Genomic DNA, 19804 nt, shown 5'->3' on the forward strand with positions numbered 1-19804 from the left:
GCAGGGGCCCGCACCCCGCGCCGGCACCGGGCGCCCGGCCTGCCGGCCCGGACACCGCCACCGCGGGTGTCCGGGCCGTCGGTTGCCGAGGCGGCTCAGGTCCTGACCGTGAAGTAGAGCCAGCCGCCCCACGTGCTCAGGTTGGTGTTGTCCTTTGTGCTGGGCACGTACTCCGAGCGCACCCGGAACTTCTGGTCGACCGCGTTGGTGAGGCTCAACTGCGTCGCCCAGGTGCTGTTCGGGTCGAGGTAGTAGCAGCCCGAGGTGGTGAGCGTGTGCCAGGCGCCGCTGTAGTACTCCTGGGCCTGGAACTTCTCGCACTGGCCGGACTTGTTCGGCGACACGACGGCGGTCACCCGCGGCTTCACGGTGTGGTGGTAGACGCGGTAGGTGGTGCCGCTGTACGTGGTGCTCGTGTAATAGCCGCTCAGCGTCTCCGCGATCTTCACCTGGTCGTAGGCGGTGCGGGTGGCCGTGGCAGGAGCGTATCGGTAGTCGCCCGCGAAGGACGCCGTGAACGTCGTGTTGCGGGTGAGCCTGTACGTGGCCGAGAGGTTGCCACTGCTGTCCACGGTGCCGGCCTTGACCAGCGTCTTCCCGCCGCCGTAGGGCTGGGCGTAGATCGCCACCGTACGGCCGTTGTACGTCGTGCCCAGGTGGGCGGTGACGGTGGCGGTCGCGCCGTACGCGTACGAGGAGGCGTTGGTGGTGACGGACAGGGCCGTCGCGGCGCGGGACACCTGGACGATCGCGGAGGCGGTGGCCGCCTGGTGGGAGGCGTCGCCCGGGTAGCTGACCGTGTAGGTGTCGGCGCCACCGACGGACGGCGTGTCCTTGACGGCGATCGTGCCGTCGGCGCCCACGGGTACGGTCCACTGCACGGGTGTCGTCGTGTGGGCGGCGTCCGTACGGGACACGGTGACCGTCTCGCCGCTGTCGTACGGCGCGTCGCCCAGCGTGCCGCCGAACGTCAGCGCGGTGCCGCGGGTGGCGGTCGCGGGCGCGTTCAGCGTCAGGGCCGGGGCGTACGGGGAGACCTGGACGGTCACGTCGGAGGACGTCGGCCGGCGCGTGGCGTCACCCGCGTACGACAGGTGGTAGGTGAACCGTCCCGCGCGGTCCGGGGCGTCGGTGACGGTGAACTCGGTGGTGGCCGGGTCGACCGTGACCGACGGGAGCTGCGTCGTCTCCTGGGTGTCCTCGTTCGTCCTGGACACCTGGACGGTGGTGCCCTGAGGGAGGCTGCCGAGGTTCAGCCCGGTCATGAGCGAGCCCATGAAGGCCACCGAGTGCGGGGTCGCCGAACTGACGTCCGGGAAGGGGATGGTGGTCGTCGACTTCGCCACGTGCACCGCCAGCGAGGCCGTCACGGGCCGGTGCGTCGCGTCACCGGCGTACACAACCTGGTACGTGTACGCGCCCTCGTCCTGCCTGGTGTCACTTACGGTGAAGGATCCGTCCTTGCCGACCGTGGCATCGGGTAGCGGCGTGCCGTCACGGGTCACCTGGAGCGACGCGCCGGCCGGTACGAAGCCTCTGGTGCTCAGCGATCCGGTGAACGTGAACTGCTGGGTGGGGACCGCGTACTGCGGGGGATTCAGGGACAGTTGGGTGTCGGTGAGCTTGGGAGCGCTCAGCGTGCCGAGGGTGTAGGCCCCCGAGGAGTCCCGCGTGACGGCGTAGAGCGCCCCGTCGGCTCCCCACTCCAGGCCGTCCGGAGCCAGGGTGCCGGAGGCGAGAGTGACGTGGTTCTCGGCAAGGTTGTTCGGCCCGGCGTAGAGGTACAGGTTGGCTTCCGCACCCGAAGTGCCGCCGACGGCGATCGTCCCGTCGGTGTCGACCGCGACCGAGTTCGGGCCGGAGTTCACGCCGCCGACGTAGTACGCGTAGGGACTGGCGGAGGCGAGGTCCGCGGTGCTGTAGACATACACGGCGGACCCTTGGGGAGCGGCGAGTACGACCTCGGCGCCGTCCCCGGTGACGTGGAGCCCGGTCGCCGTGCCGCCGTGGACCAGGGTGTCGGCCTTGGCCGACGGCGTCCCCGAGGAGACGTCGAACGTGGCCACGTGGCTGAGGTTCTGCTGGGGCTCCTCGGCCGCGAGCACGCCACCGCCCGTCGCGAGCAGCGGTGCGACCGACCAGTGCGACATCGAGGGCTGGGGCGCTGCCGCCGGGGCGGCGGCGGACGGATCCACCGACCCTACGGCGCCCTTGCTGTCGGCGGTGTATCCGTACCAGACCTTGCCGCCCGCCACGGCGACGGAGACCGGGGCACTGCCGGACCCGGTCGAATAGCGGGTGGACTCGGTCAGCGTTGCCGTGTCGATCGCGGCGACCGCGTCTCCGTCTGCCAGGGCCGCGTAGAGCGTCCCGCCGTCGGCGGACAGGGCCAAACCGGTGGCGCCCGGCTCGTCCTGGATGGTGGTGACGGGGGTGCCGGACAGGTCGGTCACCACGATGCCGGTCGAGCCGGCACCCTGGCTGAAGAAGATGTGCTGGTGCGCGGCGTCGACCAGCATGTGCGCGTAGTGGGACAGCGGCAGCGCCGCCGTACCGTCGGCCCAGGCGGCGGAGCCGGTGAGGCCGACCGTGGCAGTGGTCAGCCCGGCGACGACCGATATCGCCGCCGTGAGCGAGGCCTGCTTGAGGCGCATGGGGCTCCTGGGGAGAAGGTGAACAAAGCAGGTCGGACGATAACGCCCGACCGTGACGAGGCCGTCTTCGCGGGCTCCCTCCCCAGCCCGTCCGACCAGCGCTTTTGCCCCGTTTCGCAGCATGGCCGCTCGCGCTCCGGCACCGCGCCGCAGGTCAGCGCCTCCGGCCCTGACCTGGTAAAGAGTCGGAAAATCCGGTTCAGGAGGTGTGGCCGAAGCCGCTCGCGTGGATGACCCGGCCGTGGTGGTGGCGTCGGTGGCTGTCGGGCTCGCGGTGGAGGGCGACGAGAGCCGCGTCGTCGTTGAGGCGCCCGCGGGTATGGGCGTACAGGTCGCGTTGGATGTGGTGGAGCAGTGATTCGGGACCGGCCTTGTGCCACTGGGCGGCCCGTGCCTCGAAGGGGTAGAAGCGACCGGCGGCGTCACGGGCTTCGATGACGCCGTCCGTGTAGAGCAGGAGTGTGTCGCCCGGCTCGAAGGAGGCCATGTCGATGGCGTAGTCGTCCGGCCCCGTCTCCGCGATCCCCAGGGGCGGCGCGGGGTGCAGGGTGGGGACGGTCAGGGCGTTACCGGGGCTGAGCAACAGGGGAGGGGGGTGCCCGCAGCTGATCATGCGGATGACGGGGTCGTCGTCGGGTATTTCCAGGAGCAGGGTGGTGGCGAAGCGTTCGCCGGCCTCGGCGGTCGGCTCGAAGTCGGCCAGGTAGCGGGTCACGCTCTGCTCGAGGGTGGCGGCCAGATCGGGGAGGGTGGCGTGCCGGTGGGCGGCTTCGCGGAAAGCTCCGAGCAGGAGCGCGGATTCGCCGATGGCGGACAGGCCCTTGCCGCGCACATCTCCGATCATGATGCGCACCCCGCCGATGATGCGGGTGGCCGCGTACAGGTCACCGCCGATCTGTGCCTCGTCCTCGGCGGCCAGATACAGGCAGGCGATCCGCAAGGGGCCCATCCGCTCGGGCAGCGGCCACAGCAGGCTGTGCTGCGCGGCTTCCGCGACGGACCGCACCTGGGCCAGCTGGCGCTGGTGCCGCTCGCGGACCAGGCAGAAGAACACGATCAGGGCCGACAGCACCGCCAGGGCGAGGATCTGCACCAGCACGTTGCGCGAGAACAGCACGCCGAAGTGCCAGCCGATGTACGCCTGTGCCGCCACGGTCAGGAAGCCGATCAGCCCGGTCAGCCAGGGCCCGGCGAACGAGGCGGTGATCGCGGGTGCGATGACCAGGAGCGGGCCGAGATGGACGTCCTCCGGGACCATCTGGTCCACCATCGTGATCACCAGGATGAGCACGATCGGGATCAGCAGCAGCGCGTGGCTCGACGCCCGTGGCTGCCGCACCCCGGCGAAGCCGTGCCCGGCGTTCACGTCTTCCACAGTGCCACCACCGAGCGCGCCTGACGACCAGGGACCGCTGCGGACGTTCTGGCCGAGGCGGAAGGCGTCGGCAGGGCCCCTTCACTCGGTCCTCAGGTCGGCCCGCTCACGTCGGCACCCTTCAGTGCCGCCCCGCCACCCGGTCCGCCAGCTTCGCCAGACGTGAGGACTCCGTGCCCGGCCGCAGGCGTTCGCGCTGGTCGGCGGTGCGGTAGGTGGCGTACATGCCGTGGACGCCGAGCCAGCGGAAGGGTTCGGGTTCCCACTTGCGGACCTTGTGGTCGACCCAGGGCAGGTCGGTCAGCTCGGTGCGGCCGCCCTGGCCGGAGTCCTGCTGGACCAGGTCGCGCAGGGTGCGGGCGGCCAGGTTGGTGGTGGCTACGCCGGAGCCGACGTAGCCGCCGGCCCAGCCGAGGCCCGTCGAGCGGTCGAGGGTCACCGTGGCGCACCAGTCGCGGGGTACGCCGAGGACGCCCGACCAGGCGTGTGTCACCCGGACCCCGGCCAGGGCCGGGAAGAAGCGGGTCAGGATCTCCCGGAGGGCTTCGACGGTCGCATCCTGCGTGCGGCCGTCGTTGTCCGTCCTCGAGCCGAAGCGGTACGGCATGCCCCGGCCGCCGAGTGCGATGCGGCCGTCGGCGGTGCGCTGGGCGTACATGTAGGCGTGGGCCATGTCACCGAGGGTTTCGCGGCCGTCCCAGCCGATGGCCGCCCACTGGTCCCCGGTCAGCGGCTCGGTGGCGATCATGGAGGAGTTCATGGGGAGCCAGGTGCGCTTCTGGCCCTTCAGGGAGGCGGTGAAGCCCTCGGTGCAGCGCAGGATGTAGGGGGCGCGGACGGTGCCGTAGGGGGTGACGGCGTGCCTGGGGCGGATCTCGGTGACCGGGGTCGACTCGTGGATCGTGACCCCGAGGGCCTCCACCGCCGCCGCGAGGCCCTTGACCAGCTTCACGGGGTGCAGCCGGGCGCCGTGCGGGGTCCAGGTGGAGCCGACCGCGTCGGCGATGCGGATGCGTTCGGCGGTCTGACGGGCGCCGTACAGTTCGCGGTCCTTCTCGCCGTAGGACAGCTCGTGTTCGTGGAAGGCCTTCAGACGGGCCAGTTGGGCGGGGGTGGTGGCCACTTCGAGGACGCCGCCTTTGTGGATGTCGGCGTCGATGCCCTCGGCCTCGGCCACCGCGATCACCTCGGCGACGGTGTCGTTCATCGCCTGCTGCAGGCGTACGGCGGCTTCGTGGCCGTGCAGCCGGGCGTACCGGTCGCGGCCGGCGATGCCGTTGTAGAGCCAGCCGCCGTTGCGGCCGGAGGCGCCGTAGCCGCAGAACTTCTGTTCCAGGACGGTGATGCGGAGGAAGGGGGCGGCCTTCTTCAGGTAGTACGCGGTCCACAGGCCGGTGTAGCCGCCGCCGATGATGGCGACGTCGGCGGTCGCGTCCCCGGGCAGTGGCTCGCGTACCGCGGGGAGACCGTCGTCCGCGTACCAGAAGGAGATTCCGCCGTTGACCACACTGCGTGCCGAGCTGCTCATGGCCGGGACGTTAACCCCTGGGAGCGGCCGGTGTCTCCTTCGGATTCCATGCTTTTCCGCGGCCTCTGGTCAGGGGGTAGCAGACCAGTCCGATCAGTACGGAGACCAGGTGGCCGAGTTCGGTGAAGGTGCGTCCCTGCACCAGGGGCAGGGTGAAGACGATGAGGATGGCCGGCAGATACGCGTAGCGCCAGGGGGGTGCGATGCGGTAGGTGAGGACGCCGATGACGCCGGCGAGTGCGTAACTGACGCCGATGTCGAGGGTGTTGAGGGCGGAGTACGGGGCGATGCCGTCGCGGACGGCCTTCAGCAGGGCGCCCTCGCTGATGAGCGTGGCCAGGACGTGGGCCAGCGCGCACACCGCGAACCAGCGGGCGGTGCCGAGCCAGCGTTCGGCGGGTGCGTGGAAGACGGTGTACAGCAGGACGTAGGGGAGCCAGCGGCCGCTGTCGATCCACATCGCGCTGGCCACGAGGACCCGTACGGGGTTGTGTGACAGTTCGTGGATGTTGGTCGACCGCTGCCGCAGGAAGTGCTGCTCGAACTCCGGCGACATCTGGTGCAGCGCGACGGTCGTGAGGAACAGGACCGCCAGCCACACGTATGCGCCGGGAGCACTGCGGATGTACGCCCACACGCCGCTCAGGCCCCGGTTGATTCGCATGAGCCGATTCACGCACGCCAGTGTCGTCCGGTTCGTGATTGACATCCCCGGCGATCTCACGGAGGCCCAGGAGACGTACAAGGGTGCGGCGGGGCGGGCGTTCACCGCCGCGCTGCGGGTGCGGGACGGCGACGGGGCCGTACGGCCGCTGGACCACGATCCGGCGACGGGCACCATGCTCCTGGAGCGGCTGGACGAGTCGCGGATGCGGTCCGCCGTGGCCGACACGCGTGAGGTCGTCGCGGAGCCCGGTGACCGGCTGCCGCACCGGGCTCCGCACTGGGACGTGGAGGACGGCCGGCCGGTCGAGGAGCGGCAGCTGGAGATCGCCCGACGTCAGGTGACTGATTCGGGCAGCGGGGCGTCGGCCGGCGCCCCGTGTTTCGGGGCCTTGGCCGTGACCATCAGGCCGGCCGTCAGGCCCGCCAGGAGCATCACGCCGGCCGCCCACCAGATGGCGATGGTGTAGCCGTGGACGACGCCGGCCGGGACCACGAGGGCCTTGGGCGCGCCGGTGCGCAGGTGGGCGGTGATGTAGGCCGTGCTGCTGGTCGTGGCGATGGTGTTGAGCAGCGCCGTACCGATCGAACCGCCCACCTGCTGCGAGGTGTTGACGGTCGCGGAGGTGACGCCGGAGTCGCGTGGTGCGACACCGGCGGTCGCGGTGGCGAACACGGGCATGAAGGTCAGACCCATGCCGAGGCCCATGAGGACGAGGGCGGGCAGGATCTCGGTGGTGTAGGAGGAGTGGACCGTCATGCGGGTGAGGAGCGTCATGCCGCCCGCGGCGAGGACCATGCCGGGGGCCATGAGCATGCGCGGAGCCACGTGCTGCAGCAGCCGTGCGGAGATCTGCGTGGAGCCGGTGATGATCGCGGCGGTGAGGGGCAGGTAGGCGAGGCCCGTCCTGACCGGCGAGTAGCCGAGGATGATCTGCAGGTAGTAGGTCATGAACAGGAACAGGCCGAACATGCCGATCGTCGCCAGCATCATGGTCAGGAAGCAGCCGGCGCGGTTGCGGTCCTTGATGATGTGCAGCGGGAGCAGGGGGCTCGGGGCCCGGTTCTGCCACCAGACGAACGCGGTGAGCAGGGCCACGCCGCTCGCGAAGAGGGCGAGGACCAGCGGGTCGCTCCAGCCGCGCGGCTCCGCCTCGCTGAAGCCGTAGACGATCGCGACGAGGCCGCCGCAGCCGAGCAGGGCGCCGGGGACGTCGAGGCCGGCCTCGCGGTGGCCGGGGCGGTCGTGCAGGAGGGCGAAGGCACCGACCACGGCGAGGACGGCGATGGGCACGTTGACGTACAGACACCAGCGCCAGTTGAGGTACTCGGTGAGCAGGCCGCCGACGATGAACCCGATCGCCGAGCCACTGCCGGCGAGGGCGCCGTAGACGCCGAAGGCCTTTCCGCGTTCGCGGGGGTCGGTGAAGGTCGTGGTCAGCAGGGAGAGCGCGGAGGGCGCGAGGACGGCGGCGAAGGCACCCTGGAGCGCACGGGCGCCGAAGAGCATGCCGGAGCTGGTGGCGGCGCCGCCGATGGCCGAGGCGACGGCGAAGCCGATGAGTCCGATGACGAAGGTGCGTTTGCGTCCGACGAGGTCGGCGATGCGGCCGCCGAGCAGGAGGAGGCCGCCGAAGGCGAGGGTGTAGGCGGTGATCACCCACTGCCGGTTGCCGTCGGACATGTGCAGGGCGTGCTGGGCGGAGGGGAGCGCGATGTTCACGATCGTCGCGTCCAGGACGACCATCAGCTGGGCGAGGGCGATGACGACAAGGCCCCACCAGCGGTGCGGATCGGTCCCCTCGGGGGTCTTCCGGAAGGGGTCGGCTTCACCTGTCCGGCCGGTACTCATCTGGCCAGAAGACCACGGATCGGGGCGTATTGCATCCGTCTGTGCGTTCCGGCCGTCCGGGGCCTCGTCCGTGGTTTTCGGCGGGTGCTTCATGGTTCCAGTACCACCTTTCCGATCGTGCGGCGGTTCTCGAGTGCGCGGTGCGCGGCGGCCGCGTCCGCGAGGGGGAAACGGGTGACGGCGGGGCGCAGCCGGCCGTGGGCGGCCTCGGCGAGCGCGCGCTGTTCGAGTGCGCGCAGGCCGCCCGCCCTGCGGAGCATCTCGGGGCCGAGCACGGACCGGGAGACGCCCTCGACGAAGTGCCCCCCGCCCTCCCCGATGCCTTCCGCCGACCAGCCGAAGACCAGGTGCCGCCCGCCGGGCCCGAGGAGGGCGACGGCGTGCCGGGCGGCCTCGCCGCCGACGCCGTCGTAGACGATCGAGGCCTGCCGGGCCCCGAGTTCGGCCCGGACCTTCGCGGGCCAGGCGGTGTCGGTGTAGTCGACGGCCAGGCCGGCGCCGTTCGCCAAGACCAGGGCCGTCTTCTCCGGGCCGCCCGCGAGTCCGATCACGGTGGCGCCGGCGTTCCTGGCGTACTGCACGAGCAGGGTGCCGATGCCTCCGGCGGCGGCCGGTACGACGACCACGTCGTCGGGGCCCGGCTCGGCGAACCCCGCGATCCCGAGCGCCGTACGCCCGGTGCCGATCATGGCGACGGCGGCGGCGAAGTCCAGGTTCAGCGGGATGTCGTGCACGCGGTCGACGTCGGTGACGGCGAGTTCGGCGTACCCTCCGGGCGCGAAACCGAGGTGGGCCACGACCCGCCTGCCCAGCCACAGCCCGTCGACGCCGTCGCCGAGCGCGTCCACGACCCCCGCGACCTCGCGGCCCGGCACGGTCGGCAGGGCGGGCCGCTCGGGCAGCGGGCCGCGGTGCCCGGCGCGCAGGGCGGCGTCGAGCAGGTGCACCCCGGCCGCGGCGACCGCGATCCGCACCTGACCCGGTCCGGGGACCGGGTCCGGGGCCTGTTCGTAGGTGAGGTTCTCGGCGGGACCGAAGGCGTAGAGGCGTACGGCGTGCATGGTGACCCCCCTGGAGGACGGCTGTGTCATCGCATCCACGCTCCGGCCTCAAGCGCGCTTGAGGTCAAGGGCGGGCCGGCCGAGGATCAGGGACACCGCGGTGACCGCGCTGTTGAAGGACACCTCCGACAGCACGCCCGGCGCCGCCACCTGGTCGCCGGCGAGATAGACCCCGTCGCCGCGGTCCACGGCGGGCCGGTCCCGCCAGCTGCTTCCCGGCAGGTCCAGGGCCCCGGTACGGCCGTCCGCCACCGCCTCCCGCCGCCAGGTCAGCCGCTCCCGCCAGCCCGGGAAGCCCAGGTCGAGAAGTTCCTCGGCGCGGGCCAGACCGTCGGCGCGGGACTCGCCCGGCCCGATCGGGAACTGCCCCTGGACCAGCTGCTCCCCGGCCGGGGCGAGGGACGCATCCGGCGCCGTGCACCGCTCCAGCCAGCCGGTCGCGTCGAGGTCGGAGAGGACGAAGGGGTCACCGCGCCGGGCGCGTACGGCGAGGTCGAGCAGGACGGTACGGCCGCTCGGCCAGGTCAGCGAGTCGTCGCCGAGCAGCCGCCGGGCGGCGGCGAGCGAGGTGGCGACGACCACGGGGGTGCCGGTGGGCAGTGCGTCGACGCGGGACAGTGTCTCGACCCGCACGCCCAGGTTCCAGGCGCGTGCGGCCATCCGGTCGATCAGGGAGCCCCAGCCGCCGACCGGGTAGTGCGCCTCCGGCGGCAGCTTGGTGGCCCGGCGCAGCCGTTCCTGCACGAACGCGGCGGACAGGGCGCCGGGGTCGTGGTGGAAGAGCGCGACGGCCGCGTAGTGCGCCGCGGCGCGGGCTCCCTCCTCCCCTGCGACACCGGTCGCCCAGGACAGGAAGTCGGCGTCGACGGGCGCCTGCCGGACGCCCGGGCGCAGCAGCTTCAGCATCCCGAAGGGCGGGGTGCGGCGCAGCGCGCCGTGGTGCCGCAGCCGCAGCCGGGCGGCCTCCAGGGCCGGTATCGGGGCGAGCGGTCCGATCAGCTTCCGCTGCCTGAGCCAGGCCCAGTGCGGGCCGCCGTTGTAGAGGGCGTGCGGGCCCTCGTTGATGCGGTACGGCCCCGCGGCGGTGCGGGCCCGGCCGCCCAGGGTGTGATGGGCCTCGTACACGGTGACCTCGGCGCCTGCCTCGGCCGCGGTGATCGCGGCGGTGAGCCCGGCGAAGCCGCCGCCGACGACGGTGATGCGGTGCGCGGTGCGGTGCGTGGTGCCGCGGTGCAGGGGGCGCTGCACGGGGTGGTTCATGGGTGGGGCCCTCCCTCGATCGGTACACCTGGTCCGTGCGTACGGCTGTCGGTCCGTAACTAGGACTGATGGGCGGGCCGGAATGTGACATCGCCCGGGTTTTCGCAGGTCAGGGCGATTGTCAGTGGTGGGGTGCAGCATGGGGGCATGGCGAGGAGAGCGACGGGCGGCCGTGCGGCGGGCCGGGCAGGGGTGAAGGGCGCGCGACGGCCGGAGCTGCGGCTGCCGCCCCTCCGGCCGTGGCCGGACGGCGAGTTGGAGCCGGACGGGGACTACGACGGGCTGGACTTCCGGGACGCCGACCTGACCGGGCAGGACGGCGTGGGCGCCCGGTTCATGGACTGCGCACTGACCGGCTGCGTGATGGACGGTACGGCGCTGGGCCGGGCCAGAGTGCTGGACTCGGTCCTGACCGGGCTGCGCGGGGTGGGCACGCATCTCGCCGAGTCCACGTTCCGGGACGTCGAGCTGATCGACGCCCGGCTGGGCGGCACCCAGCTGCACGGCGCCGTCCTGGAGCGGGTCGTCATCCGCGGCGGCAAGATCGACTACCTCAACATGCGGGAGGCCGGCCTGAAGGACGTCGTCTTCGAGTCCTGCGTCCTGGTCGAGCCGGACTTCGCGGGCGCGACCCTGGAGCGGGTGGAGTTCGTCGACTGCGCGCTGCGAGAGGCCGACTTCGGCGGCGCGACACTGAAGGACGTGGACCTGCGCGGGGCCGCGCCACTGGAGATCGTGCGGGGGCTGGACCGGCTGTCGGGGGCGGTGATCAGCACCGGGCAACTGCTGGATCTGGCGCCGGTGTTGGCGGCGGAGCTGGGCATCCGGGTGGAGTAGACCCTACGGCACGCGTGGAAAGCGGGCCTGCAGAGTCCAGACGGCCGGGTTCTCCGACAGGTCCTCGTGGAGGTCGGTCAGGTCGGCGATCAGGTCGTGCAGGAAGTCGCGGGCCTCGCGGCGCAGTTCGGCGTGGGAGAAGGACAGCGGGGACTCCTCGGCCGGCACCCAGTCGGCGGTGATGTCGACCCAGCCGAAGCGGCGCTCGAACAGCATCCGGTCGGTGGACTCGGTGAAGTCCAGCTCCGCGCGCTGCGGCCGGGCGGCGCGGGAGCCCATCGGGTCCCGGTCCAGCCGCTCCACGATGTCGCACAGCGCCCACGCGAAGTCCAGCACCGGCACCCATCCCCAGGCTGTGGACAGCTCCCGGTCCGTCTTGGTGTCCGCGAGATACACGTCACCGCAGAACAGGTCGTGCCGCAGCGCGTGGACGTCCGCGCGGCGGTAGTCGGTCTGCGGGGGGTCCGGGAACCGGTTGGAGAGGGCGTAGCCGATGTCGAGCACGGGAGAGATGGTGTCACGCCCCGGCAGGACCACCGGACACTCGGACCACTCGGACCCCGGCACTTAAGATCACTGACATGTCCAGATCCGTACGCCTTGTGCCGGCCGTCGCGGTCCTGCTCACCCTTGCTCTGACCGGCACCGCATGCGACGGCGGTGTGCGCGGCACCCCCGGCGGCTCCGGCGTACGCGACCCCTACTTCCCGAAGGCCGGCAACGGCGGCTACGACGTCGGGCACTACGACCTCACCCTGGACTACACCCCCGCCACCCGCCGTCTCACCGGCACGGCGGTCATCACCGCCCGCGCCACCCAGGACCTGTCCGCCTTCGACCTCGACCTCGCCGGGCTGCAGGTCGACTCGGTCACCGTCGAGGGCACACAGGCCCGCTTCAACCGGGCCGGCCAGGAACTCACCGTCCGCCCGCACGACGATCTGAGCAGGGGCGAGACCTTCCGCACCACCGTCCGCTACGCGGGCACCCCGCAGACCCTCACCGACCCCGACGGCTCGAAGGAGGGCTGGCTGCCCACCGCCGACGGCGCCCTCGGCCTCGGCGAACCCGTCGGCTCCATGGCCTGGTTCCCGGGCAACAACCACCCCTCGGACAAGGCGACCTACGACATCACCGTCACCGTCCCCGAGGGCCTGCAGGCGGTCTCCAACGGCGAGTTGGCGGACCAGTCCACCAAGGGCGGCCGTACGACCTGGCACTGGCACACCGCGCAGCCCATGGCGACCTACCTCGCCACGGTCGCCGTCGGGCACTTCGACCTCACCCGCACCACCGGGCCGCACGGGCTGCCGATCCTCACCGCCGTCGACCCCACCCAGGCGAAGGCGAGCGAGAAGGTGCTCGCGCAGCTCCCCGACATCATCAGATGGGAGGAGATCAACTTCGGGCCGTACCCCTTCTCCTCCACCGGCGCGATCGTCGACCGCCCCGATGACGCCGGCTATGCCCTGGAGACCCAGAACCGGCCCGTCGTCCCCGGCGCCCCGGACACCGGCACTCTCGTGCACGAACTCGCCCACCAGTGGTACGGCGACTCGGTCACCCCGAAGTCCTGGCAGGACATGTGGCTCAACGAGGGCTTCGCCACCTACGCGGAGTGGCTGTGGCGGGAGGACCACGGCGGCGAGAGCGTCCAGCAGACGTTCATGGACCAGTACAACAGCGACGACAAGTCCATCTGGGCCTACCCGCCCGCGAAACCGTCGAGCGCCGCCCACATATCCGACAGCCCCGTCTACGAGCGCGGCGCGATGGTCCTGCAGAAGATCCGGCAGAAGGTCGGCGACGACGCGTTCTACGACATCATCCAGGGCTGGGCCGCCGCTCACCGCGGCGGCAACGTGAGCACCGCCGACTTCACCGCGTACGTGGAGATGAAGGCCCCGCACAAGGACTTCACCGAGATCTGGAGGGACTGGCTGTACGGGGACGGCAAACCGGCCCATCCCTGACCGGCGAAACCGCGGTCGGGAGACGGCGCGCCGAGTCCCGTGCCGGCCGGTGTCGTCCACTTCTCCGCCGGCTCAGTCCTCCCACGCGTCCAGCAGTCCCGCGAGCCCCGGCGGCCACACCGGCTCGGGTGCCTCGGCCAGTTCCCGGCGGGTCCACCAGCGCCAGGTGAGGATGCCGTCGGCGGTGTGCGCGGCGGCGAGCCGGGGGCCGCCGACCGGGTCCCGGCGCGGGCCGCGGGTGACGTAGACGTGCTCGTGCTGGCGGACGGGGGTTCCCGTGTGGGTGAAGTCGTGTTCCCACGTGCACATCAGCGGGCCCGGCTCCAGGTCGGTCCAGCCGGTCTCCTCGGCCAGCTCCCGCAGGGCCCCCTCGCGCGGGGACTCGCCGGGCTCCAGGCCGCCGCCGGGCAGCGCCCAGTGGACGCCGACCTCGACGTTGTCGTACCGGAACAGAAGCACCGCGCCGTCCGGCGCCACCACGGCGATCCGGGCCGCCTTCCTCGGTGTGCGCGACTGCTCGCCCAGCACCTTGCGCAGCACGGCGCAGGGGCGGCCGAGCGCCCGGTCGGGGCGGTGGTCGATCACCTCATAGCCGAGGGCGGTCCAGAAGGCCAGCGCCTTGGGGTTGTTGGCGAGGACGGCGAGCCGTACGGCGCTGCGGCGGCCCTGGGCGCGGAAACGGGCCTCGACGAGTTCCGCGAGGGCGCGGCCGTAGCCCTTGCCGTGCTCGTCCGCGTGCACCATCAGCAGCCCGATCCACGGGTCCGGGTCGACGGGTTGCGGATGGTGGGCGAGCGTGCCCGCGAGTCCGACGAGGCGCCCCTCCTCCGTGCGGGCGAGCAGCACGTCGGCGCCCGGCACGGCCAGGTCCTCGGCCAGCGCGGCCGCGACCTGCTCGGGACGTATGTCGTCCGGATCGGGGAAGTCACCGCTGAGCCGGTGGAACTCGCGGTTGGACGCGTAGAGCGCGGTGAGTTCGCTCAGCAACGGGGCCGGGATGTCCGGGCCGGGGGAGAGGGCTTCGAGAATCACGCAGGCAAGCTATCCCCGAGGAGCCGTTGCACACCTCCGGATTTGTGTCGCCGGGGAGCGTGGAAGCCCCGGGCCGCGTACGGCCGGGCACGGGGCTTCCCGCGGGGGACGCGCGTCCGCCGGACGTTCGCCTCCGTCAGACGTTCACGCCGAAGTCCTGGGCGATGCCGACCAGGCCCGAGGCGTAACCCTGGCCCACCGCGCGGAACTTCCACTCCGCGCCGTTGCGGTACAGCTCGCCGAAGACCATGGCCGTCTCGGTGGCGGCGTCCTCGGAGAGGTCGTAGCGGGCGATCTCGGCGCCGCCGGCCTGGTTGACGATGCGGATGTAGGCGTTGCGGACCTGGCCGAAGTTCTGGCCGCGGTTCTCGGCGTCGTAGATGGAGACCGGGAAGACGACCTTGTCGATGTCGGCCGGGAGCGCGGCCAGGTTGACGTTGATCGCCTCGTCGTCGCCCTCGCCCTCGCCGGTGCGGTTGTCACCGGTGTGGACGATGGTGTTGTCCGGGGTCTGCTTGTTGTTGAAGAAGACGAAGTGCGCGTCCGAGAAGACCTTGCCCTGGGTGTTGACCGCGATGGCGGAGGCGTCCAGGTCGAAGTCCGTGCCGGTGGTGGTGCGGACGTCCCAGCCGAGGCCCACGGTGACGGCGGTCAGGCCCGGAGCCTCCTTGGTGAGCGAGACGTTGCCACCCTTGGACAGGCTTACAGCCATGTTGGGAGTCCTTTCCTCTGGATATGTGTGGTGCAGTGCCGTTGAAGCTACCGTCACCGGGAAGAACGTCGAGGGGGGTCCCGGTGGTTCCGGATCCCTTTACCTTTTTTACCGAGCACCTTTTTCACCGGGCGTGAGGTCCGGGCCCGGAAATCCAGGTGACGTGGACCGGGCGGGACCGGGAACATGGACCCCATGTCCGGTCCCTACGTCATCCGTGGCTCCGTCTCCCTTCCCGAGGCCGAGCTGATGTGGCGTTTCTCCAGGTCGTCCGGGCCCGGCGGGCAGCATGTCAACACCAGCGACTCACAGGTGGAGCTGCGCTTCGACCTGGCCCGCACCGAGGCGCTGCCCGCGGTCTGGAAGGAGCGGGCGCTGCAGCGGCTCGCGGGCCGGCTCGTCGACGGCGTGGTGACCGTACGGGCCTCCGAGCACCGCTCCCAGTGGCGCAACCGCGAGACCGCCGCCGTACGGCTCGCCGCCCTGCTCGCGGAGGCCAGCGCGCCCCCGCCCAAGCCGCGCAGACCGACCCGGATCCCGCGCGGCATCAACGAACGCCGGCTGCGGGAGAAGAAGCAGCGCTCGGAGACGAAGCGGGGCCGCACGGGCCGGGACTGGGCCTGAGCCCGGCGGGCACGGGGCGGCGCCCGCCACCCGCACGGTCCGTCACCCGCACGGCCCGCCGTCGCGCCGGTGAGCCGTCACATTCGCCGCCCGCCGTTCGTCAGTGAGTCAGTGAGTCAGTGAGGTGGGGGACCACCAGGGCGACGGAGAGGCCGGGCATCCCGATGAGCGACGACGAGCGGCAGCACCGCGACGACGAGTTTCTCGCCGAGCGGTTCGAGGCGTACCGGGGGCATCTGCGGGCCGTGGCCTACCGGATGCTGGGCTCGGTCGCGGAGGCCGAGGACGCGGTGCAGGAGGCGTGGTTCCGGCTGAGCCGGTCCGACACGCGTGAGGTGGGCAACCTCGGGGGCTGGCTGACGACCGTCGTCGGCCGGGTCTGCCTCGACATGCTCCGCTCCCGCCGCTCCCGGGGCGAGGAGCCCCTGGACACCTGGCTGCCCGGGGCCTCCGCCGAGCCGGACCCGGCACAGGACGCGGTGCTCGCGGACTCGGTCGGGGTGGCCCTGCTCGTCGTCCTCGACACGCTCTCGCCGGCCGAACGGCTGGCGTTCGTGCTGCACGATCTGTTCGGGGTGCCGTTCGAGGAGGTCGGCGGGATCCTCGGGCGCAGCCCGGCCGCGGCACGGCAGCTGGCCAGCCGGGCGCGGCGCCGGGTGCGGGGCGCGGACGCGCCGGAGGCCGACCTGGTGCGGCAGCGGGAGGTGGTCGACGCGTTCCTGGCGGCCGCGCGGGAGGGGGACTTCGACGGCTTGCTGGAGGTGCTCGACCCGGACGTGGTGGCGCGCGGCGAGTCGGGTGTGACCGCCGGCGCGGTGCGGGTCGCCTCCGGCGCGAAGAGCTTCGCCCATCTGGCCCGCGTGGCGCGTCCCGCGCTGGTGGACGGGGCGACGGGGCTGGTCGTGTACGCCGGGGATCGCCTCGAGCGGGTCCTGGCGTTCACCTTCGTGGCCGACCGCATCACGGCCATCGACGTCGTGACCAACCCGGAGGACCTGGCCGAGCTGACCATCGAGCCGGCGTAGCCGGGCCGGCGGCCGTCACCGGAGGTCCAGCACCCCCACCGTCTGGCCCCCGCTCGTCTCGCCGTTCTTGCGGAAGCCCAGGCGGAGGTAGAAGTCCTCGGGGCCGTCCGGGCCCGGGTGCCAGGTGACGTACAGCTCCTTGCCGCCGCGGCGGCGGATCTCGGCGGCGACGGAGTCGACGGCGAAGCGGCCGTAGCCGCGGCCCTGTTCCTCGGCGGCGATGTTCAGCCGCCACAGCCCGGAGCGGTGCACGCTGCCGTCGCCGTGCCAGTCGATGCCGAGGAAGGCCATCAGAAAGCCGACCGGGCGGTCGTCGTCCACGATCAGCCGGGGCCAGGCGACACCGGTGGGGTGGACGTACGCCTCGGCGAGGGACTTCACGACGGGCGCGACCGCGTGCTCCTGGTCGGGGCGGATCCGGAGGCCGATCGCGGCGTCGAGGTTCGCGGGGGTGACTTCTTCCAGACGAGGGGTCATCCGCGCAGCGTAGGAAGGCGGATCTTGCCGGGGCCACGGAATATCGGGGTCACCCCAACTGCCGGTACCGGCCCCGGAAGTACATCAGCGGCCCGCCCTCCGCGCTCGGGACGCTCGCGGTCAGCACGCGGCCGATGACGAGGGTGTGGTCGCCGGCCGTCACCCGCTGCTCGGTGCGGCACTCCAGCGTGGCCAGCGCGCCCCCCACCAGCGGGGCGCCGGTGGCCTCGCCGCGGGCGTAGGGGATGTCCTCGAAGAGCAGACGGTCGCTGATGCGGCCCTTCATGGCGAAGCGGCCCGCGATGTGCCGCTGGCTCTCGGTGAGGACCGACACCGCCCACAGGGGTTGTTCGTCGAGCAGGTCGTCCATGCGGGCGCCCGTGCGCAGGCTCACCAGGACCAGCGGCGGGTCGAGGGAGACGGACATGAAGGCGGTGGCGGTCATGCCGACGTCCTCCATGCCCGGCGCGTCCGGGTCGTCCGGGTCCAGCGGCGGCTCCTGCGCGGTCACCAGGACCACTCCCGCGGCCAGCCGGGACATCGCGGCCCGGAACTCGTCGTTGCTCACCCCCTCAGCATGCCCGGAAGTGGCGGTGGCGATGGGTGAGGCGGTCTTCAGCACGCCGGAAACGCTAGTCTCCGCCCCGCGCGGGCCGCATCGGGCCTTCGCCCGAGCCTGGTCCTAGGACCAACGGAGGACCGATGTGTGCATCAATGTGAACAGACCCCAGAAGTTTGCGTTCAGTAAACGCACGCGGAAATCGCGGAAACTCCTCTCAATTGTTCACGTTCGCCTGTGACTTGAGTCACAAGGGGCGGGAATTGTTGACCCTGTGTACCGAGTGGGCAGCGCGCTGTGATTCAGTGGCGGGGAAGCTGGAACGCACCGTAAGAGGCACCCTTAGGAAGCGCCGAAGACAACCCTTGATTCGCTGCGAGGTCTCGGGGGGAGGGCGAGCATGGAGACCGAGTCGGAGCCGTATGTCCGCCTTGCGTCCCTGCGGCAGCTGCACCAGGTCATGGCCGACATGAACACGGCACGCAGCCTGGCGGACACACTGCAGACCGTCGCCGACGGCGCCGTACAAGCCCTCGGATACGAGATGGCGTGCGTGAACCTCGTACGCCCCGACGGCGATCTCGTCGTCGCCGCGTTCGCCGGGAACTCCGCCGCCGAGGCCCTGATCACCGGCCGGGTCGGCTCCCGCGAGTCCTGGGACCGGCGGCTGAACATGGGTGAGCGCTGGGGCGACCTGATCTTCATACCGCACACCGAGGGCTGGGTGCTCGACGACGACGACGTACCCCAGTGGTTCACGGACGGGCCCGCGCCGCGCTTCGAGGACGAGTGGCACCCCTCCGACCGCCTCTTCGCCCCCATGTACACGCCGGGCGTCTCGGGCGGCTCCTGCGGTGAGCTGCTCGGGGTCATCTCCGTCGACCGGCCGCGCAACGGCCGCCACCCCGGCGCCTGGGGCCGCGAGGCCCTGCAGATGTACGCCTTCCAGGCCGCCATCGCGATCAGCAACGCCCGGCTGCGCGCCAACATGCAGCGCGCCCTGGTCCGCCTGGAGCGCGAGCAGCAGGCGCTGCGGGCGAGTGAGGAAAGCTTCAGGCAGGCCTTCGAGTACGCCCCCTCCGGCATGGCCATCGCCGAGATGGGCGGCGACCAGCACGGCCGCATCCTGCGCACCAACGACGCCCTGTGCCGTCTCCTCGGCCGCCCGGCCTCGGCGATGCGCCGCTACTCCTTCTCCGACCTCGTCCACCCCGAGGACATCGGCACCCTGCTGCGGACCTCGGCGGAGGGCGGCCGCGCCGAGCTCCGCCTGGGCCGCCGCGACGGCACGTACGTCTGGGTGAGCCTGCGCAACAGCGTCGTCGCGGACGCCGCCGACGGCCCCCGCTTCCTCCTCACCCACGTCGAGGACATAGAGGAACGCAAGCGCCGCGAGCTGCAGCTCGCCCACCGCGCCTCCCACGACTCGCTCACCGGCCTGCCCAACTCCGCCGAGCTGCGCTCCCGCCTGTCCGCCCGGCTGTGCCGGCGCCCGGCCCACAGCGGCGAGCTGGAGTCCCTGGACGCGGCCTACGGCCACCCCGCCTTCGACGGCCCCGCGGCCCACGGCTTCGACTACCGGCCGGGGACGGAGGCGTACGACGCCTTCGACCACCACGTCCACACGGTCGCCCCCGAGGACGGCCGCGACGACGGCACCAAGGGGCTCGCGGTGCTCTTCTGCGACCTGGACGGCTTCAAGTCGATCAACGACCGCTTCGGGCACAACGCGGGCGACGCGGTACTGATCGAGGTCGCCCGCAGGCTCACCAGGGGCGTACGGGACGGCGACACGGTCGCCCGGCTCGGCGGCGACGAGTTCGTGATCCTCGCCGACGGCCTCGGCCGGGCCGACGCCCAGGACCTCGCCGTACGGCTGCGCAACGAGATCATCCAGCCGATCCGGGCCGAGGGCCGGGCCGTCCGGGTGGGCGCGAGCTTCGGTATCGGATGGGCACACTGCGGCATGACCGCGGACGAAGTGTTGAAGTCAGCCGACGAGCGTATGTACGTAGAGAAACGATCTCGTCCCAAACAGCACCGGCGCGCCGGGTGAACCCCAGGTCAGCGAGTTGGTGCGGTCCGAGTCACCCGTTTGGGCCAGCCAGAGCGGGTAGGCTCGCCTTTCCAGACCTGTACCGCATCCACCGCACCCGCTGAGGAGACCTAGGG

The 19804-nt window shown here is 71.8% G+C and carries 17 protein-coding genes and 1 pseudogene; 6 read left to right on the plus strand and 12 right to left on the minus strand.

What is annotated here, in order from left to right; genetic code table 11:
* Positions 1–95 precede the first annotated feature (95 nt).
* The 4 genes from ACWDEN_RS02580 to ACWDEN_RS02595 form a co-directional block, all read right to left on the minus strand.
* Complete coding sequence (locus ACWDEN_RS02580) at positions 96–2654, minus strand: hypothetical protein (protein WP_351601623.1); 2559 nt, start codon at positions 2652–2654, stop codon at positions 96–98.
* A gap of 199 nt (positions 2655–2853) precedes the next feature.
* A complete protein-coding gene (locus ACWDEN_RS02585; RefSeq protein WP_351601620.1) occupies positions 2854–4029 on the minus strand; it encodes a PP2C family protein-serine/threonine phosphatase in 1176 nt (391 codons plus the stop codon).
* Between the two features lie 121 nt (positions 4030–4150).
* On the minus strand, positions 4151–5557 hold the full coding sequence (locus tag ACWDEN_RS02590) for an NAD(P)/FAD-dependent oxidoreductase (RefSeq protein WP_351601617.1): 1407 nt from the start codon (positions 5555–5557) through the stop codon (positions 4151–4153).
* A 10-nt stretch (positions 5558–5567) separates the two neighbouring features.
* Positions 5568–6221 (minus strand): rhomboid-like protein, encoded by a 654-nt coding sequence (locus tag ACWDEN_RS02595; protein WP_450856827.1) that lies wholly within the window; start codon positions 6219–6221, stop codon positions 5568–5570.
* Here ACWDEN_RS02595 and ACWDEN_RS02600 point away from each other — a divergent pair.
* Positions 6220–6489 (plus strand): annotated as a pseudogene (locus ACWDEN_RS02600) (hydroxyurea phosphotransferase); the annotation flags it as partial. The gene ACWDEN_RS02595 and the pseudogene ACWDEN_RS02600 overlap by 2 nt on opposite strands.
* Before the next feature lie 68 nt (positions 6490–6557).
* On the opposite strand, the gene ACWDEN_RS02605 reads toward ACWDEN_RS02600, so the two are convergent.
* The 3 genes from ACWDEN_RS02605 to ACWDEN_RS02615 form a co-directional block, all read right to left on the minus strand.
* Entirely contained in the window at positions 6558–8072 is a 1515-nt protein-coding gene (locus tag ACWDEN_RS02605) for an MFS transporter (RefSeq protein WP_450856829.1), read from the minus strand.
* An 89-nt stretch (positions 8073–8161) separates the two neighbouring features.
* A complete protein-coding gene (locus ACWDEN_RS02610) occupies positions 8162–9133 on the minus strand; it encodes a zinc-binding dehydrogenase (protein WP_450857011.1) in 972 nt (323 codons plus the stop codon).
* Positions 9134–9181: 48 nt separating this feature from the next.
* The gene (locus ACWDEN_RS02615) at positions 9182–10393 is read right to left on the minus strand and encodes an NAD(P)-binding protein (RefSeq protein WP_351601608.1); all 1212 of its coding nucleotides are present in this window, start codon (positions 10391–10393) and stop codon (positions 9182–9184) included.
* Between the two features lie 147 nt (positions 10394–10540).
* Between ACWDEN_RS02615 and ACWDEN_RS02620 the strand changes: the two genes are divergently transcribed.
* The gene (locus tag ACWDEN_RS02620; RefSeq protein WP_450856831.1) at positions 10541–11230 is read left to right on the plus strand and encodes a pentapeptide repeat-containing protein; all 690 of its coding nucleotides are present in this window, start codon (positions 10541–10543) and stop codon (positions 11228–11230) included.
* A 3-nt stretch (positions 11231–11233) separates the two neighbouring features.
* On the opposite strand, the gene ACWDEN_RS02625 is transcribed toward ACWDEN_RS02620, so the two are convergent.
* Positions 11234–11734, minus strand: coding sequence for a hypothetical protein (locus ACWDEN_RS02625; protein WP_351601602.1), 501 nt, complete (start codon positions 11732–11734; stop codon positions 11234–11236).
* 77 nt (positions 11735–11811) lie between these two features.
* On the opposite strand from ACWDEN_RS02625, the gene ACWDEN_RS02630 reads away from it, so the two are divergent.
* On the plus strand, positions 11812–13203 hold the full coding sequence (locus tag ACWDEN_RS02630) for a M1 family metallopeptidase (RefSeq protein WP_450856834.1): 1392 nt from the start codon (positions 11812–11814) through the stop codon (positions 13201–13203).
* Between the two features lie 72 nt (positions 13204–13275).
* On the opposite strand, the gene ACWDEN_RS02635 is transcribed toward ACWDEN_RS02630, so the two are convergent.
* Positions 13276–14235 carry a bifunctional GNAT family N-acetyltransferase/NUDIX hydrolase gene (locus tag ACWDEN_RS02635; RefSeq protein WP_351601596.1) on the minus strand — a complete coding sequence of 320 codons (960 nt, stop codon included), beginning with the start codon at positions 14233–14235 and terminating at the stop codon, positions 13276–13278.
* 136 nt (positions 14236–14371) lie between these two features.
* A complete protein-coding gene (locus ACWDEN_RS02640) occupies positions 14372–14947 on the minus strand; it encodes a TerD family protein (RefSeq protein ID WP_351601593.1) in 576 nt (191 codons plus the stop codon).
* Between the two features lie 186 nt (positions 14948–15133).
* Between ACWDEN_RS02640 and arfB the strand changes: the two genes are divergently transcribed.
* Positions 15134–15571 carry an alternative ribosome rescue aminoacyl-tRNA hydrolase ArfB gene (arfB, locus tag ACWDEN_RS02645; RefSeq protein WP_351601590.1) on the plus strand — a complete coding sequence of 146 codons (438 nt, stop codon included), beginning with the start codon at positions 15134–15136 and terminating at the stop codon, positions 15569–15571.
* 164 nt (positions 15572–15735) lie between these two features.
* Positions 15736–16596, plus strand: coding sequence for a sigma-70 family RNA polymerase sigma factor (locus ACWDEN_RS02650; protein WP_351601587.1), 861 nt, complete (start codon positions 15736–15738; stop codon positions 16594–16596).
* A 15-nt stretch (positions 16597–16611) separates the two neighbouring features.
* Here ACWDEN_RS02650 and ACWDEN_RS02655 read toward each other — a convergent pair whose 3' ends face one another.
* Together ACWDEN_RS02655 and ACWDEN_RS02660 are read right to left on the minus strand one after the other, a co-directional pair.
* On the minus strand, positions 16612–17073 hold the full coding sequence (locus tag ACWDEN_RS02655; RefSeq protein ID WP_450856837.1) for a GNAT family N-acetyltransferase: 462 nt from the start codon (positions 17071–17073) through the stop codon (positions 16612–16614).
* Between the two features lie 49 nt (positions 17074–17122).
* Entirely contained in the window at positions 17123–17692 is a 570-nt protein-coding gene (locus ACWDEN_RS02660) for a flavin reductase family protein (protein WP_450857013.1), read from the minus strand.
* Positions 17693–18032: 340 nt separating this feature from the next.
* Between ACWDEN_RS02660 and cdgB the strand changes: the two genes are divergently transcribed.
* Positions 18033–19688: a diguanylate cyclase CdgB gene (gene cdgB / locus ACWDEN_RS02665; protein ID WP_351601579.1), complete on the plus strand. Its 1656-nt coding sequence runs from the start codon at positions 18033–18035 to the stop codon at positions 19686–19688.
* Positions 19689–19804: the final 116 nt, after the last annotated feature.

The sequence above is a fragment of the Streptomyces sp. NPDC001153 genome (assembly GCF_053598315.1).

Bases quoted from the DNA above. Each gene is read 5' to 3' on its own strand.
- ACWDEN_RS02580 (WP_351601623.1), bottom strand. From the start codon at position 2,654: ATGCGCCTCAAGCAGGCCTCGCTCACGGCGGCGATATCGGTCGTCGCC.
- ACWDEN_RS02590 (WP_351601617.1), bottom strand. From the start codon at position 5,557: ATGAGCAGCTCGGCACGCAGTGTGGTCAACGGCGGAATCTCCTTCTGG.
- ACWDEN_RS02595 (WP_450856827.1), bottom strand. From the start codon at position 6,221: ATGCGAATCAACCGGGGCCTGAGCGGCGTGTGGGCGTACATCCGCAGT.
- ACWDEN_RS02605 (WP_450856829.1), bottom strand. From the start codon at position 8,072: ATGAGTACCGGCCGGACAGGTGAAGCCGACCCCTTCCGGAAGACCCCC.
- ACWDEN_RS02610 (WP_450857011.1), bottom strand. From the start codon at position 9,133: ATGCACGCCGTACGCCTCTACGCCTTCGGTCCCGCCGAGAACCTCACC.
- ACWDEN_RS02615 (WP_351601608.1), bottom strand. From the start codon at position 10,393: ATGAACCACCCCGTGCAGCGCCCCCTGCACCGCGGCACCACGCACCGC.
- ACWDEN_RS02620 (WP_450856831.1), top strand. From the start codon at position 10,541: ATGGCGAGGAGAGCGACGGGCGGCCGTGCGGCGGGCCGGGCAGGGGTG.
- ACWDEN_RS02630 (WP_450856834.1), top strand. From the start codon at position 11,812: ATGTCCAGATCCGTACGCCTTGTGCCGGCCGTCGCGGTCCTGCTCACC.
- ACWDEN_RS02640 (WP_351601593.1), bottom strand. From the start codon at position 14,947: ATGGCTGTAAGCCTGTCCAAGGGTGGCAACGTCTCGCTCACCAAGGAG.
- arfB (WP_351601590.1), top strand. From the start codon at position 15,134: ATGGACCCCATGTCCGGTCCCTACGTCATCCGTGGCTCCGTCTCCCTT.
- ACWDEN_RS02650 (WP_351601587.1), top strand. From the start codon at position 15,736: ATGAGCGACGACGAGCGGCAGCACCGCGACGACGAGTTTCTCGCCGAG.
- ACWDEN_RS02655 (WP_450856837.1), bottom strand. From the start codon at position 17,073: ATGACCCCTCGTCTGGAAGAAGTCACCCCCGCGAACCTCGACGCCGCG.
- cdgB (WP_351601579.1), top strand. From the start codon at position 18,033: ATGGAGACCGAGTCGGAGCCGTATGTCCGCCTTGCGTCCCTGCGGCAG.